The organism is Patulibacter sp. SYSU D01012 (genome assembly GCF_017916475.1).
Classification (GTDB): Bacteria; Actinomycetota; Thermoleophilia; order Solirubrobacterales; family Solirubrobacteraceae; genus Patulibacter.
Map to the genome: position 1 here is coordinate 397,043 of NZ_JAFMTB010000001.1, position 14,270 is coordinate 411,312.

Annotated in this window: 15 protein-coding genes; 10 read left to right on the forward strand and 5 right to left on the reverse strand. The window is 73.9% G+C overall.

From position 1 onward, the window contains the following. Window positions 1-43 precede the first annotated feature (43 nt). From J3P29_RS01670 to J3P29_RS01695, 6 genes are all read left to right on the forward strand, one after another. Window positions 44-682, forward strand: coding sequence for a TetR/AcrR family transcriptional regulator (locus J3P29_RS01670; RefSeq protein ID WP_210491263.1), 639 nt, complete (start codon window positions 44-46; stop codon window positions 680-682). A gap of 208 nt (window positions 683-890) precedes the next feature. After that, window positions 891-1,190: a co-chaperone GroES gene (gene groES, locus J3P29_RS01675; protein ID WP_210491264.1), complete on the forward strand. Its 300-nt coding sequence runs from the start codon at window positions 891-893 to the stop codon at window positions 1,188-1,190. Window positions 1,191-1,228: 38 nt separating this feature from the next. After that, window positions 1,229-2,860 (forward strand): chaperonin GroEL, encoded by a 1,632-nt coding sequence (gene groL / locus J3P29_RS01680; protein WP_210491265.1) that lies wholly within the window; start codon window positions 1,229-1,231, stop codon window positions 2,858-2,860. Window positions 2,861-3,142: 282 nt separating this feature from the next. Beyond that, window positions 3,143-4,387 (forward strand): HtaA domain-containing protein, encoded by a 1,245-nt coding sequence (locus J3P29_RS01685; RefSeq protein ID WP_210491266.1) that lies wholly within the window; start codon window positions 3,143-3,145, stop codon window positions 4,385-4,387. A 53-nt stretch (window positions 4,388-4,440) separates the two neighbouring features. Next, a complete protein-coding gene (locus J3P29_RS01690; protein WP_210491267.1) occupies window positions 4,441-6,393 on the forward strand; it encodes a hypothetical protein in 1,953 nt (650 codons plus the stop codon). Between the two features lie 57 nt (window positions 6,394-6,450). Then, entirely contained in the window at window positions 6,451-6,906 is a 456-nt protein-coding gene (locus tag J3P29_RS01695; protein ID WP_210491268.1) for a MarR family transcriptional regulator, read from the forward strand. A 76-nt stretch (window positions 6,907-6,982) separates the two neighbouring features. Here the strand turns inward: J3P29_RS01695 and J3P29_RS01700 are convergent, their stop codons facing one another. After that, entirely contained in the window at window positions 6,983-8,518 is a 1,536-nt protein-coding gene (locus J3P29_RS01700; RefSeq protein WP_210491269.1) for an amino acid permease, read from the reverse strand. Window positions 8,519-8,640: 122 nt separating this feature from the next. After that, window positions 8,641-10,044 (reverse strand): cytochrome P450, encoded by a 1,404-nt coding sequence (locus J3P29_RS01705; protein WP_210491271.1) that lies wholly within the window; start codon window positions 10,042-10,044, stop codon window positions 8,641-8,643. 491 nt (window positions 10,045-10,535) lie between these two features. On the opposite strand from J3P29_RS01705, the gene J3P29_RS01710 reads away from it, so the two are divergent. The 3 genes from J3P29_RS01710 (at window position 10,536) to J3P29_RS01720 (ending at window position 11,937) form a co-directional block, all read left to right on the forward strand. Further along, window positions 10,536-10,874 (forward strand): hypothetical protein, encoded by a 339-nt coding sequence (locus J3P29_RS01710; protein ID WP_210491272.1) that lies wholly within the window; start codon window positions 10,536-10,538, stop codon window positions 10,872-10,874. Between the two features lie 105 nt (window positions 10,875-10,979). Continuing rightward, on the forward strand, window positions 10,980-11,420 hold the full coding sequence (locus tag J3P29_RS01715; protein WP_210491273.1) for a hypothetical protein: 441 nt from the start codon (window positions 10,980-10,982) through the stop codon (window positions 11,418-11,420). A 13-nt stretch (window positions 11,421-11,433) separates the two neighbouring features. Beyond that, window positions 11,434-11,937, forward strand: coding sequence for a hypothetical protein (locus tag J3P29_RS01720; protein WP_210491274.1), 504 nt, complete (start codon window positions 11,434-11,436; stop codon window positions 11,935-11,937). Between the two features lie 50 nt (window positions 11,938-11,987). Here the strand turns inward: J3P29_RS01720 and J3P29_RS01725 are convergent, their stop codons facing one another. Continuing rightward, window positions 11,988-12,590: a TetR/AcrR family transcriptional regulator gene (locus tag J3P29_RS01725; protein ID WP_210491275.1), complete on the reverse strand. Its 603-nt coding sequence runs from the start codon at window positions 12,588-12,590 to the stop codon at window positions 11,988-11,990. A gap of 141 nt (window positions 12,591-12,731) precedes the next feature. On the opposite strand from J3P29_RS01725, the gene J3P29_RS01730 reads away from it, so the two are divergent. Beyond that, complete coding sequence (locus tag J3P29_RS01730) at window positions 12,732-12,911, forward strand: hypothetical protein (RefSeq protein WP_210491276.1); 180 nt, start codon at window positions 12,732-12,734, stop codon at window positions 12,909-12,911. A 56-nt stretch (window positions 12,912-12,967) separates the two neighbouring features. On the opposite strand, the gene J3P29_RS01735 is transcribed toward J3P29_RS01730, so the two are convergent. Both J3P29_RS01735 and J3P29_RS01740 read right to left on the reverse strand, forming a co-directional pair. Next, window positions 12,968-13,492 (reverse strand): hypothetical protein, encoded by a 525-nt coding sequence (locus tag J3P29_RS01735; protein ID WP_210491277.1) that lies wholly within the window; start codon window positions 13,490-13,492, stop codon window positions 12,968-12,970. 106 nt (window positions 13,493-13,598) lie between these two features. Beyond that, window positions 13,599-14,255 (reverse strand): GntR family transcriptional regulator, encoded by a 657-nt coding sequence (locus J3P29_RS01740; RefSeq protein WP_210491278.1) that lies wholly within the window; start codon window positions 14,253-14,255, stop codon window positions 13,599-13,601. Window positions 14,256-14,270: the final 15 nt, after the last annotated feature.

Sequence of the window (14,270 nt, forward strand, 5' to 3'; positions counted from 1 at the left end):
TAGCATTGCATTGCTATGCAATGGAACGTCGTAGGCTCCCCGCATGGCTCGGACGAAGGACCCGGCGGTCCGCACGGCGCTGATCGAGCGGGCGGCGCAGATGCTGCGCACCCGCGAGCCGATCACCCTGCGCTCCCTCGTCGCCGGCACGGGCGTGTCGACGATGGCGGTCTACACGCACTTCGGCGACATGGACGGCGTGTGGCGCGCCCTTCGCCAGGAGGGCTTCACGCGCCTGGGGGAGCGCTTCGGTCGCGTCGAGCTGACCGCGGATCCGGTGCGCGATCTCGCGGGCCTCTCCGCGGCCTACGTCGCCCACGCGCTCGAGCACCCCGACCTCTACCGCGTCATGTTCGACGCGAGCTTCGCGCTCGAGGACGGCGACGCGGCCTTCGGCACGTTCGAGCACCTCATCCGCGCCGCGGCGCGCAGCCGCGACGCGGGTCGCCTGCGCGCCGACGTCGTCCCCCGGGACGTCGCCACCCAGACCTGGGCGGCGGGGCACGGCCTCGTCTCGCTCGTGCGGCCGGGCCCGCTGCCGCGGTCGACGCTCGTCCACGCGCGTCCGATGCTCGTCGCCCTGCTGGTCGCCGCCGGCGACGCGCCCGACCGGTGTCGGGACTCCGTCGCCGCGGGCTGGGATCTCCGGGTGCCGGCGGACGACGACGAGCCCGCGGCCTAGGGCGCCGGGAGGGCGGTGCCGGCGCGCAACGCCCGCTGCAGACGGGTTCTCCCTGCATCTGAGCCCGCGCTTGGCACTCTTGTGAACAGAGTGCCAACGAGGCCTTGACCGACGGGCGCTTCGCGCTACACTGCCTGCGGGTTGGCACTCTCGGCCCGAGAGTGCCGACGCAGGACTTCAAATCGCAACCCGCCCGACGGAGGACCGCATGTCCATCTCGCTGCAGCCGCTCGGCGATCGCCTGATCGTCCGCGCCATCGAAGAGGAGCAGACCACGGCCAGCGGCCTGGTGCTCCCCGACACCGCCAAGGAGAAGCCCCAGAAGGGCGAGGTCCTCGCCGCGGGCGAGGGTCGCTGGGACGACGAGGGCGACAAGCGCATCCCGCTGGACGTCAAGGTCGGCGACCAGGTCCTCTACTCCAAGTACGGCGGCACCGAGATCAAGGTGGACGGCGAGGAGCTCCTCGTCCTCCGCGAGAGCGACGTCCTGGCGAAGGTCGTCGGCTGAGCCGGCCCCGGATCCTCTGAGACAAAGGAGCCACTGACATGGCACACAAGGAACTGAAGTTCGACTCCGACGCCCGCAAGGCCCTCGAGGCCGGCGTCGACGCCGTCGCCAACGCCGTCAAGGTCACGCTCGGCCCGAAGGGTCGCTACGTCGTCCTCGACAAGAAGTTCGGCGCCCCGACGATCACGAACGACGGCGTCACCATCGCCCGCGAGATCGAGGTCGAGGACGTCTTCGAGAACCAGGGCGCGCAGCTGGTCCGCGAGGTCGCCACCGCGACGAACGACGTCGCCGGCGACGGCACGACGACCGCCACGGTCCTCGCCCAGGCCATCGTCAAGCAGGGCCTGAAGAACGTCACGGCGGGCGCGAACCCGCTGGCGCTCAAGCGCGGCATCGAGAAGGCCGTCGAGCAGATCGTCGCGAACATCCACGCGCAGTCCACCGAGATCAACGGCAAGGACGAGATCGCCCGCGTCGCCACGATCTCCTCGCGCGACCCCGAGATCGGCGACGTCATCGCCGACGCGATCGACAAGGTCGGCAAGGACGGCGTCGTGAACGTCGAGGAGGGCCAGACCTTCGGCATCGACCTCGAGTTCACCGAGGGCATGCAGTTCGACAAGGGCTACGTCTCGCCCTACATGGTCACGGACCAGGACCGCATGGAGGCCGTGCTCGAGGACCCCTACGTCCTCATCGCCAACTCCAAGATCGGCGCCGTCCGCGACGTGCTGCCCGTCCTGGAGCAGGTCATCCAGGCCGGCAAGCCGATCCTCATCATCGCCGAGGACGTCGAGGGCGAGGCCCTGGCGACCCTGGTCGTCAACAAGCTGCGCGGCACCTTCACCGGCGTCGCCGTGAAGGCCCCGGGCTTCGGCGACCGCCGCAAGCGCATCCTCGAGGACATCGCCATCCTGACGGGCGGCGAGGTCATCACCGAGGAGATGGGCCTGAAGCTCGAGAACACCCAGATCAACCAGCTGGGTCGCGCCCGCCGCGTCGTCGTCGCCAAGGACAACACGACGATCGTCGACGGCGCCGGCGACGCCGAGGCCATCAAGGGCCGCATCGCGCAGATCAAGGCCGAGGTCGAGAACACCGACTCGGACTTCGATCGCGAGAAGCTCCAGGAGCGCCTCGCCAAGCTCTCCGGCGGCGTGGCCGTCGTGAAGGTCGGCGCTGCGACCGAGACGGAGCTCAAGGAGAAGAAGCACCGCGTCGAGGACGCGCTGCAGGCGACCCGCGCCGCGCTCGAGGAGGGCATCGTCCCGGGTGGTGGCGTCGCGCTCCTGCAGGCCGCGACCGAGGTGTCGATCGACGACCTCGCCGACGACGAGAAGACGGGCGCCCGCATCGTCCTGCGCGCCGTCGAGGAGCCCCTCCGCCAGATCGCGTTCAACGCCGGTCTCGAGGGCTCCGTCGTGATCAACGACGTGCGCAACGCCGAGAAGGGCATCGGCCTCAACGCCGCGACCGAGGAGCTCGAGGACCTGGTCAAGGCCGGCGTCGTCGACCCCGCCAAGGTCACCCGCTCCGCGCTGCAGAACGCCGCGTCGATCGCCAAGAACATCCTGACGACCGAGGCCATCGTGGCCGAGGCGCCGGAGAAGGACGGCGGCGCCGGCGGTGGCATGCCCGACATGGGCGGCATGGGCGGCATGATGTAGCAGCCCTCCGGTCCCGCCCCGGGACCGGGTTCGATCGTCCGGTCGGCGCCTTGGTACGCCGGCTGGGCCCTCGCGTGACGGCCGCCCCTGGGGGCGGCCGTTCTCGTTCTCCGGGGGCGGCGCGCGCCGGGAGCTCCGCCGCCGCTCCGGGGCGTACGGCGTCACGCACCTCGCGGGCCCGCGGGCCCCCGAGAGCGCCGGAGCGCACGGGCGATCCGCCGCGGCGAGCAACCGCCCGGTCGGCAGCCCGTAGGGTGCCCTAACGCGCTACCGTCCTTCTCGATGCGCCCACCCTCTCGTCGCTCCGTCGTCCTCCTCGCGCCCGCCGCCGTGGCGGCGCTCGCGGCGTCCGGCGCGGCGCCGGCCGGAGCGACGTCGACCGTCGCGCCGACGACGGCCATCACCGTGGCCAAGGACGCCGGGAAGGCGCTCCGGGCGCCCGGCCTGCGGGTCGGCGCGACCGGGTCGGCGTGGGCCGGCGGCCGGACGGTCACCGTGCCCGTCACGGGCGCCACCGCGGGCACGACGCCCACGGTCACGCACACCGCCACCGCCGGCCTCCGCGTCCGCGCCGGGCGGCGCTCCGTCCTGGTCCGCGGGCTGCGGGCCGACCTGCGCGCCGGCACCGTCCGGGCGACGGTCGGCCGCCGCGCGGTCACCGTCTTCGCGCTCCGCGGCGTGCGCGTGGCGACCGCCGCCGACGGCACGCGCACCGCGGCGGCGACCCTCCGTGTGTCGCCCACCGGCGCTCGTGTCCTCCGCGGGGCCCTCCGCGTGCGGCGGCTGCGCGCCGGGACGTTCGGCACGCTCCGTGTCCTGCTTCCGGCGGCCGTCGCCACGCCGGCGCCCGCCACGCCGGCGCCCGCGCCGATCGTGCTGCCCGGACCGCCGACCGCGCCCGCGGCTGCCGCGCCCGCTCCCACGACGCCGGACGCGTCCCCGGCCGTCGAGGTCGTCCGTGGCGCGCCGTCGCTGGACTGGACGATCCTCTCCTCGTGGATCGGCTACTTGACGAACGGCGGAGGCCGCGTCGAGACCGCCGAGGGCGCAGGGCGCACCGCATCCGGCTCCGTCCTCTTCCCGTCGGCGGGCGGTGCGATCGCGGCCGACGGCACCGGCACCGTCCGCTACGCCGGCGCGGTCCGCTTCGTCCAGGCCAGCCACGGCATCGACATGACGTTCTCGGACTTCTCGGTGACGTTCGGCCCGACCGAGGCGCCCGTCGTGCGCGCCGTGCTCGTCAACCGCAACGGTGCGGCCGCGGGGTCGCCGGTGCACGTGCCGGACGGTCCCGGGACGCGCCAGCCGCTCGACTTCGGGCGTCTGCGGCTGGCCGAGGCCCGCTCCGTCGGCCCGGAGGGCGACGTCCGCCTGTACGAGCGGGTGCCGGTCCACCTGACGGCCGAGGCGGCGAACCCCTTCGGCTTCTACGCCGCCGACCAGGTCTTCGGCTCGATGAACGTGCGGGCCGCACTCGTGCCGCCCGCGCCAACCACCCCTACCGACCCCGGGTCCGGCGCCCGTTAGGGTCGCCGTCCGCCGCGCCTCCACCGTCGTCGCCTGCTGCTCCCGTGATGCTCATGCCCTTCCGCGCCCCCGCGCTCCACGCCCCCGCCCTCCGCGTCCTGCTCGTGCTCCTGGCGATGACGGCCGGGCTGCTCGCGACGGCCCCCGGTGCACGCGCCGCCCTGGGCTGGCAGCCCACCCTCGACCTGGCGTCGCCGCTCGACGGCGCGGCCAGCCAGCCGGCCCTGGCGGTCGACCGGGACGGCACGGTCTGGGGCGCCTGGATCCGGGCGCAGAGCTCCGGCGGTCCGAGCCTGGTGCAGGTGGCGTCGAAGCCGCGCGGGGGTGCGTGGAGCGCGTCCGTCGTCGTCTCGCGCCCGGTCCGTGGCGACACGGGGTCGCGCGTGACGGAGCCGCCGCGCGTGGCCGTGCGCGACGGCGTCGTCACCGTCGCGTGGCTGCAGACGACCCCCGACAGCACGAAGGCCGCGACGAGCGAGGCGTGGGTGGCGACGCGCCCGGCCGGCGGCACGTGGCGGGCGCCCGAGCAGCGATCGGCCGCGGGCGACACCGCCGGGGACCTGGCTCTGGTGGCGCGGCCCGACGGCGGCGCGACGCTCGCGTGGACCGAGGAGCACGCCCTGGACGTGGACACCGACGTCGGATGGGTCGTCTCCGCCGACCGGTCCCCCGAGGGGACGTGGGCGCCCGCCGTCGAGATCGCGCCGACCACCGCGGGCCTGTTCACGGGCTACCTCGACATGGCGGTCGACGAGACGGGCGCCACCACCCTCGTGTGGCAGGACGTGGTCACGGACGGCCCCACGGTGCTGGCGGTCCGCCGTCCGCGGTGCGACGTTGCCTGGTCCGCCGCCGCCGCCCTCTCGGACCCCAGCGGCTACGCGCTGTGGCCCGACGTGGCCGTCGGCCCGGACGGCAGCGCGGACGTCGTCTGGGCGTCGCGCATCGACGAGGTGTCGAGCGTCGCCAACTACGACGTGCAGACCGCGCGGGCGGCCGGCACGACGACGGCGTGGTCCGCCGCGACGGTCCTCTCCGAACCGGGCGGCGAGGCCTTGGGGCGCATCACGACGAAGGTGCCGACGATCGCGGTCGACGGCGCCGGCAACACCACCGTCGCCTGGCTGCGCTCGAAGGGCACGAACGCGCAGCGCACCCCGGACCGCGTGCAGGTCGTCACCCGGCCCGCCGGCGCGTCCGCGTACGGCGCGCCCGTGGACGTCTGGTCGGGACGCCGCAACGCGACGCTGCGCAAGGCCGTCCTCGCGGTGTCCGGCGACGGCGGTGCGGCCATCGGCGTCTCGGGCTACACCGACCCCACGAGCACGGACCAGGGCGGTCCGCGGTCGATGCGCGCGGTGGTGCGCCCGGCACTGGGCGCGGCGTGGACGTCGGAGCGTGAGCTCTCCGTGGGCCGCGGGGGAACAGCGTCGGCGGTGAGCTGGGAGCCGGCCGTCGTGCAGGACGCCGCCGGCGGGACGACCATCGCCTGGCACCAGACGGACGCCACCGGCGAGATCGGCGTGCAGGCCGCGTCGTTCCTGGTCGCAGACCCTGCGGGCGGCTTCCCCCGGCCGGCCCCGTCCACGCTTGCCCCGTGCCGGAGGGACGACCCGCCGGCGCCCGGGGCCGGCGCCGCGTCGGCTGCGGCGCTTCCTGCGGCCGCGGTCGCCGGCCCGGCGACGGGCTCCCGGGCGCCCGCGGCCCTGCGCGCGGCGCCGACCTGGCTGCCCCGCCAGAGCGCCGACTACGTCGCCGCCCACGGCGTGCGCGTGTCGTTCCGCGGCCCCGCGTCGGCGTCGGCGACGGTCGTGGTCCGCCGCGGCCGCACGCTGCTGGGCCGCGTCGCCGGCGTCCGCACCACCCGCACGGGCAAGCTCGTGCGCCGTGTCCGGCTGACCGCGGCCGGCCGCCGCGTCCTGCGCCGCGCGCGGGGCCCCGTCGTCGTGCGGGTGACCGTCGCCGTCGGCGGCCGCACCGCCTCGCGCACCGTCACGCTGCGCTGAGGTCGTCCGCGCGCCCGTCCCCCGGGGCGGGCGCGCGGCGCTCTATCCTCCGCGGCGATGGCGACCGCGCAGACCCCGCCCCGCGCCGCGTTCGAGGCCTGGCGCCGGATCGGCGAGCTCCTCGAGCTGGAGCGCTGCCGGACCGCCGCGCTCGCGCGCGAACTGGACCTGTCGTCGTCGCAGCTCCTGGCGCTCCGGGCCCTGGATCCCGCCGAGCCGCAGCGCATGGGCCAGCTGGCCGGCGCGCTCGAGTGCGACAAGGGCAACGTGACCGGGATCGTCGACCGCCTGGAGCGGCGCGGCCTGGTCGAGCGGCGCCCCGTCGACCACGACCGCCGCGTGAAGGTCCTGGCCCTGACCCCCGCCGGCGCGCAGCTGCGCGCCGAGATCGAGGAGCGCCTGGCCACGCCGCCGGACGAGCTGGCGGCGCTGGCCGACGACGACCTGGGCCGGCTGGCCCACGCCGTCGGGGCGGTCCTCGACGCCCGCCGCGCCGCCCGCTGCGGCGGCTGAGGCAGCGGGGACGGTCACCCCGGCGCCACGGGGCACCACCGCCGCGGCCCACGTGGACCGCGACGGCGGGCGGCTCTCAGGCCCGCGCGGGCTCCTCCATCGGCCCCGTCCCGACGTGCGCGTCGCCGTGGGCGGCGTCGCTGCGGGTGTAGGGCCGGCGTAGCCCCATGTACAGCAGGCCGGCGCCGATGATCAGGGCGCAGCCCAGCAGGACGCTCCAGCGGTCGGCGAACGCCTCGCCGCGCGGCCACGCCAGGTTGACGATCGCCAGCACGCCGTAGGTCAGCGCCGCGATGTTCACGGGCAGGCCCCAGCGGCCCAGCCGGTACTTGCCGCTCGGCACCCAGCCGCGGCGGCGGGCGACGAGCGCCGCGATGACGACCATCTGGAACGCCAGGTAGATGCCGACGGACGCGAACGCGATGACGCGGGCGAGGGCGTTCTCCGAGATCACCTCGGCCACCAGCACGATCAGCGCCGGCACGGTCGCGGCGACGGTCAGGGCGACCGGCGGCACGTGCAGGCGGTCCGAGAACCGCGACAGCGCGTGGCTGGCGAAGACCATGTGGTCGCGGGCGTACGAGTAGATCAGCCGGCTCGCCGCGGCCTGCAGGCTGAGCACGCAGGAGAGGAAGCTCAGCAGCACGATGACGACGATCGCCTTCGCGCCGCCGGTGCCGAAGACGGTCTCGAGCGTCGCGGTGATCGGGTCGGCGTTCTGGCCGGTGATGATCGCCCGGAAGTCCGGCTGCGCCAGGACCATCGCCGCGGTTACGAGCAGCGCCGCGAAGCCGCCGACGTAGATCGTGCGGCGCATCGCCTTCGGGATCGCGACGCCGGGGTTGGGCACCTCCTCGGCGACGTCGCCGCAGGCCTCGAAGCCGTAGAACAGGTACAGGCCGGTCAGGCTGGCCGCGAGGAAGCCGCCGGTGACCGACATGCCGTTCGCGGCGGACGCGCCGAACTCGTGGAAGAAGACGCCCAGGTCGTGGTGGCGCTCGAACAGCAGCAGCCAGACGCCGACGAACAGCGCGCCGGCCAGCTCGGCGACGAAGCCCAGGATCGCGACGCGGCCGAGCATCTTCGTGCCCGACAGGTTCACCGCGTACGCCAGCAGCATCAGCCCCGTCGCGACGAGCACCGCCGTCGTGCGGGTGGCCTCGAAGCCGAACAGGTACGCCACGAACCCGGCCGCGCCGGTCGACACGCTCGCGACGGTCGCTAGGAGCGCCCAGCCGTAGATCCATCCCGTCAGCCACGCCCAGCGGCGGCCGACGAGGCGGCGGGCCCACGGGTAGACGCCGCCGGCGACCGGGTACTGCGCGACGACCTCGGCGAAGACGAGCGACACGAGCAGCTGGCCGATGCCGGCGATCAGGATGGACCAGATCAGCGTCGGGCCGCCGACCATGAACGAGACGGCGAAGGTGGAGTAGACGCCGACGACGGGCGACAGGTACGTGAAGCCCAGGGAGAAGTTCTCCCAGAAGCCCATGTTGCGCTTGAAGCGGCTCTCGTAGCCGAGAGCCGCCAGGTGCGCGGCGTCGTCGTCTAGGTGCTCGGCGTGCCCGGCCGGCACGGGGGCCGGCGGGGCGGCGGAGGATGGGGACACGGAGTGCTCCTTCGGGCGTGGACGCCGCCAGCATGCCCGGGGAGCCCCCGTGCCGGTTCGGTGATTCGGACGGACTTCGCGGGCGCCGATCGGTGGATCTCCCGAAGCGGGCGCGTTGCCGCTCAGGCCGGTGCCGGGGCGGCCACCTCGGGCGCCGGAGCGGCCACGCGGGGGCGCCCGGAGCGGCGACGGAAGACCGCGACGCCGCCGTCCGCGGGGCTCCACGCCACGCCCTTGAAGTGCATCCGCTCGTCCGGGTCCGTCGTCGGCACGAGCTCCAGGCGCTCGAGCAGCACCCGCAGCACGACGTCGAGCTCCATGTGCGCGAACGTCGCGCCGATGCAGCGCCGGATCCCGCCGCCGAACGGGATCCACGCGTACGTGTCGGGCCGCACGTCGAGGAAGCGCTCGGGGCGGAAGCGGAACGGCTCGGGGAACAGTCCCGAGTCGAAGTGCGTCAGCGAGGCCGACAGCCCGATCATCACGCCGGTGGGGATCCGGTAGCCGCCGAGCTCGAACGGCTTGCGCGTGAAGCGGCCCGAGAAGCCGACGACCGGTCGCATGCGCTGGATCTCGCGGATCGTCGCGTCGCGGTACTCGTGCCCGCCCGCGTCGACCTCGGCGACCAGCCGCTCGAGCGCCGCCGGGTTGCGCCGCAGCCGCTCCACCGCCCAGCTGAGCGTGTGCGCGGTCGTCTCGTGGCCGGCCGCCAGCATCGTGCAGAGCTGGTCGCGGATCTCGGCGTTCGTCATCGGGCTGCCGTCGACGTGCGTGGCCTGCACCATCAGCGCCAGCACGTCGGTGCGCTCGGCCAGCGCGTCGTCGCGGCGGGCGACGTCGATGAGCTCGTCCAGGATGGCGTCGACGCGGGCGCGCATCCGCAGGAAGCGGCCCCACGGGCTCCACGGGCCCAGGTCGCGCTGCGCCTTCGGGAACCGCGAAAGGTGCTGACCCAGCTCGGTCCACGGCGGCAAGAGCTCCTCGAGCTGCTGCAGGCGCGTGCCCGTCGCGCCGAAGACGGCGACGAGGATCGCGCGCAGCGTGATCCGCTGGAACGCCCGGGCGGTCGGGAACGGCGTGCCGACGGGGAAGCGCTCGACCTCCTCGATCGCGATCCGCTCGATGAGCGGCTCGTACGCCTTCATCCGCTGGCCCTTGAACGGCGGCAGCAGCAGGCGGCGCTGCTCCAGGTGGCGATCCTCGTCGATCCCCAGCAGCGAGTTGTCGCCCAGCACCCGGCGCAGCGGGCTGGCCGTGCCGGCGTGCAGCGTCTTGGGATCGGCGGTGAACGTGCGCTTCGTCAGCACCGGGTCGGAGACGACGACGAGCTGGCCGAGCGCCGCGACGTGCAGCGAGAACATCGGGCCGTAGCGCTGCCGCGCGCGCAGCAGGTAGGCGCGCTGGCGGGTCATCATCGCCAGCGTCTGGAAGGCACGCGGGCCGCGCGGGCCGGGCGGCAGGCCGTCGATCACGGCCTCCGTCGCGGTCGGGCGGGCCTGCTCGGCGGGTGCGGCCGGGGCGGACATGGCGGCACCCTAGCACTCGGATACCGGCGGTATGCGAAATCTTCGTGCGGTCGGTGAAGGGCGATGCTGGGGCCCAACGACACGGGTGGCGAGCCAACCCGACCGGGGACGACGTCGGCGTGCCCCTCGCGGTCGAAGTCCGCTCAATCTGGGCATCACGGCATCGCTGCGGAGTCATCAGCCTGCAGGACGCGCCGAAAGGCCGTTGTGGACGCGGGCATGCCGCGTGTCATTGGTGTGTCGGGGTGTCCGTGGTTGAAGGACTGTCGTCCAGTGGGGGGGCGGGCGGTCGGTCTGGCAGGACGGCGCCGTGCGCGTTCTCGTTGACCGGCTCGTGGGACGCCTGCGCCTCTGTCGCGGAGTCCCACTCGTGGCGCGTTTCGTGTCAGCTGGCGCGCTGCTGGCATCTTGCAAGTAGTGATGAGCTGTGCTTGCATTGGTGGTGCAGATCGGGAGCGCGTGTGTCTCCCGCAGCATCACTAGGAAGAATCATGACCTTTTTCATCGCGCACGGCCCGGATGGGCGGTGGCCCAATCGTCGGGTGCTTGCGGCGTTGAGCGTTACCAGCATGTGTGTCATGGCGGTCGCTCCGACCGCTGCGCTGGCCGGCCGCTCGACGCTTGGGCTTCACCACGTCGAGAAAAGCGACGGCGCGGACGTCCACCGCACGAGCGACCGCGGGTTTCCTAACGGTCAGTACATCGGCCATCTGGACAGAGGCGATGGCTTTCGAGTCAAGGAAGTCCACGGCGAGTGGTGTGGCGGCAGTGCCGGCGGCAGCGTCGACCACGACGGCTGGGTCTTGTGCAAGGACCTCGACAGCATCTGATGCCGAGCATGCTGCCCCCCCCGATCTCGTGCAGGCGTTGCGGCGATCCTGGCCGCGACGATCACGTTCGCCGCGGCCAGTTGTGCAGCGGAGGCTGCGCCCACCATGGCGTCTCCCGCTGTGGCACCGGCTTCCCGGCCGGCGCCGGTCAGTGATGCCCACGGCATCTTGTTGCCGGGTGCCGGGCCGGACGGGACGGACGTGTACCTGTCCGACGACCACCCCGACGGCCGCTATCGCGATGCGCAGCTGAACCCCTCGCCAACTGGAGCGGGTTCGTCCGGGGACTTTCACGTCCTGGACAACGGCGGGACTCGTCACGCGGAGACGGTCACGTGTGATTCCGCTGGCTTTTACCGCAACTATCAGCCGACGGAAGACGACTTCCGGGACCTCGTTACGACCTATCACAGGGGCGACAGGATTTCCGTTCGTGATTCCGAAGCGCCCGCGCACGACTATCGACGGTACGGGCCGAGGGGCGTTGTTGTTTACATGATGAATCGCTGGGGATTCATGAGTAAGAACTGCCTCAGTGGTGAGTAGTCAAGGAGGGAATATGGTCCGTAAGTCCATGTGTGGGGCAGCGGCACTCAGTGTCACCGTGGTCGCGTGCGCGGCCCTGGCGCCCGCGCTGCAGGCCGCGCCGGCGCCCAGAGCGGCCGCCGGCGGCGAGCTGCGCGGCCCCGTGATCGTCGAGTACGTGCCCGCCGGCAGCGCCCTGTCGCGGAACGGTGGGCCGGCCGTCGGCACGGTCTTCGTCACGCTGCGGACCCGGCACGCGATCCCGGGCGCGAAGCCGCGGGGCGGCGGGCGGCTGTCGGCCACGCATCTTGGCGCGTCGCCGATGAGCCACGCGGACTACTCTGTCACGTCGCGGCACTGCTACGAGGCCGTGTTCCGCGGCCGGTGGAAGCACGGTGGTCCGCGCCGCACGACCGTCACGCTGCGGGGCCTCGCCGGCGGGGGAACGGTGCGGCGCACGGTGCGCCCGCGGCCGCTCACCGATCCGGGGGGAGCGGTCAAGCGCCTGGGCTGCTTCACGCCACACTTCGACGACTGAGCGGGGCCCGCCGTCGGCGCACGGCCGCCCGTGGCCGCGCCCCGACGGGTTCAGGGGTCGACCGGCAGCCCGAGCAGCCGGCGCACGCTGCGGGTGAAGGTCTCGATCGCCATCTCGGGGTCGACGGCGCGCAGCGTGCCCAGGCCGACGCCCAGGCTGAGGATCATGTCGGCCGTCTCCTCGGGCGAGACGTCGGGGTGCAGGTCGAACTCCGCGCGGAGCGCGCGGATGGCCTCCGCCAGCAGGCCGCGCACCCCGGCGTTGCGCGCGGCGAACTCGGCGGTCGCGTCCGGGTCACGCCAGATCGCGAGCGTGTACTCCACCTCGAGCGCCAACCAGTCGCGGTCGCCGAGTGCCTGGGCCGCCCACGCGTCGACGGCCGCGAGCCGCTCGGGCAACGTGGTGCCGGCCTCGGAGAGGATTCGGCCGATGGTCATCGCGTGGCGGCCGCGGATGTCGTCGATGACCGCCAGCGCCAGCTCGCGCTTGCCGGCGAAGTTGGAGTAGACGGCGCCCTTCGTGTAGCCGGCGGCGGTGGCGATGCGCTCCAGCGACGTGCCCCCGTAGCCGTCGCGCAGCAGGATCTCGCGCGCCGTGGCGACGAGGTGCGCGCGCGTCTGGGCCTGGCTCTCGGCCCGGGTGGTCCGCCCCATGCCCGGGACGCTAGTGCGCGGGGCGCGGCGGCGCGGTCCGCTCGCCGGGGCGTCGTGGCGGCTGGCGTCGGCGGCGGCCCGTAGTGCCGCGCGCCAGCCGCCGGCGCCCGCGCCGCGCCGGTCGAGCTGTTCGACCGCCGCGTGCAGACCGCGATCGCCGCGGCCTCGACCATCGTCCACCGCGGCCCGATCGCCCAGGTCGAGCTCGAGCACCGCGGCGGCCTCGCCGCCCGCATCGCCACCACCCACGGCCGCCACTCCGGCCTCGCCGACCGCTCCCGCACCCACGTCCCCGACCACGACGTCATCGCCGGCTGGTGACGTGCCGCACCCTCTGGGGGCGCGGCACGCGTGTCGGGAGGCCGATCAGCCCCGGGTCACCGGGAGCTGCAGCCCAGACTGCGGACCAGGGCGTGCTTGCGCCGGATCGTGGTGACGTGCACCACCGCGTTCACCTCGATCGAGCGCTTGACACCATCGATATCGACCTCCAGCGGGACGACGGTCCCGTCCTGCGGGTTCCTTGCCGCTTGAGGCGGCTGGTCGTACCCGACGAAGTTGACGTAGCAGTGCCGACTGGCGTGGCCGTAGCGTTCGGCCTCCGCATCGGGGCCCGCCCCTTGCACGTAGAACCCTGCACCGGTTCCGTCGTCGCCGGCCGGCAGACGGCGGTTGAGGCGGACGAGGACCATGAGTGCCTGCGGCGGCTCACCCGGCTCGGCCTTGCTGGCCAGGATCACCGGCTGACGGGTGAGGTGGTAGCCGCCGGCCGCGTGCTTGGGCAGCTCCTTCGTCTGCGTCGGACGAGCCGGCGCAGCCGGCTCTCGGCCGACGCCACCAGTGGTGGCTCCGGAGGACGAGCTCCCGCACGCCGCCGCGCTGAGCGCGGCGAGCGCGAGCATCCCGATCGTCGTCCTTCTGAGCGTCATAGCCGGTTGCTGGGGGGCGCCGCAAGCGTACTTCTGCGTTGCGGTCCGCGTGCAGGGACGCGGCCGGACCGCCGGCCGCTCAGTCCTCCCGCAGGATCCCGCGCAGCACGGCGAGCGCCCGCTCGCGGTGGTCGTCCAGCTCGCGGACCAGGGCGTCGGCGTCGCCGGCGTCGATCGCGGCGATGATCCGGTCGTGCGCGTCCGTCGCGGCGACCCGCTCGTCGGGGTCGTTGTAGTAGAGCGCGCGGTACGCCTCGGTCGAGTCCCACAGCAGCCGGATGTGGCGCAGCGCGTGGGGGTGGTCGGGCGAGGCGAGGATGGCGAAGTGGAAGCGGCGGTTGGCCTCGAGCTCGCGGGCGATGTCGTCCGAGGTCGCCGCGTCGACGCAGTCCCTCGCGGCCTCCTCGATCCGGCGGCGGTCCTGCTCGGTCAGGCCGGGCAGGGCGTCGCGGGCAACGCGGGCCTCGAGCAGGGCGCGCAGCGCGTAGATCTCCTCCAGGTCGGCGATCCGCAGCTCGGTGACGAAGTAGCCGCGGCGCGGCAGGTACGTCACCTGGCCCTCCTGCTCGAGCACGCGCAGCGCCTCGCGCACGGGGGCGACGGAGACGCCGATCTCCTCGGCCACCGACTCCTGGTTGACGCGGCCGCCGGGGCGCAGGGCCCCGGTGACGATCGCGTGCCGCAGCCACTGGACGGCGTGCTGCTGGGTGGTGCCCGGCACCGAGGGGAGCGGCATGGCCCCGAAGCCTAC

Excerpts from the sequence above, each read along its gene's own strand:
- J3P29_RS01670 (WP_210491263.1), top strand. The coding sequence starts at position 44 with ATGGCTCGGACGAAGGACCCGGCGGTCCGCACGGCGCTGATCGAGCGG.
- groES (WP_210491264.1), top strand. The coding sequence starts at position 891 with ATGTCCATCTCGCTGCAGCCGCTCGGCGATCGCCTGATCGTCCGCGCC.
- groL (WP_210491265.1), top strand. The coding sequence starts at position 1,229 with ATGGCACACAAGGAACTGAAGTTCGACTCCGACGCCCGCAAGGCCCTC.
- J3P29_RS01685 (WP_210491266.1), top strand. The coding sequence starts at position 3,143 with ATGCGCCCACCCTCTCGTCGCTCCGTCGTCCTCCTCGCGCCCGCCGCC.
- J3P29_RS01690 (WP_210491267.1), top strand. The coding sequence starts at position 4,441 with ATGCCCTTCCGCGCCCCCGCGCTCCACGCCCCCGCCCTCCGCGTCCTG.
- J3P29_RS01695 (WP_210491268.1), top strand. The coding sequence starts at position 6,451 with ATGGCGACCGCGCAGACCCCGCCCCGCGCCGCGTTCGAGGCCTGGCGC.
- J3P29_RS01705 (WP_210491271.1), bottom strand. The coding sequence starts at position 10,044 with ATGTCCGCCCCGGCCGCACCCGCCGAGCAGGCCCGCCCGACCGCGACG.
- J3P29_RS01710 (WP_210491272.1), top strand. The coding sequence starts at position 10,536 with ATGACCTTTTTCATCGCGCACGGCCCGGATGGGCGGTGGCCCAATCGT.
- J3P29_RS01715 (WP_210491273.1), top strand. The coding sequence starts at position 10,980 with ATGGCGTCTCCCGCTGTGGCACCGGCTTCCCGGCCGGCGCCGGTCAGT.
- J3P29_RS01720 (WP_210491274.1), top strand. The coding sequence starts at position 11,434 with ATGGTCCGTAAGTCCATGTGTGGGGCAGCGGCACTCAGTGTCACCGTG.
- J3P29_RS01725 (WP_210491275.1), bottom strand. The coding sequence starts at position 12,590 with ATGGGGCGGACCACCCGGGCCGAGAGCCAGGCCCAGACGCGCGCGCAC.
- J3P29_RS01735 (WP_210491277.1), bottom strand. The coding sequence starts at position 13,492 with ATGCTCGCGCTCGCCGCGCTCAGCGCGGCGGCGTGCGGGAGCTCGTCC.
- J3P29_RS01740 (WP_210491278.1), bottom strand. The coding sequence starts at position 14,255 with ATGCCGCTCCCCTCGGTGCCGGGCACCACCCAGCAGCACGCCGTCCAG.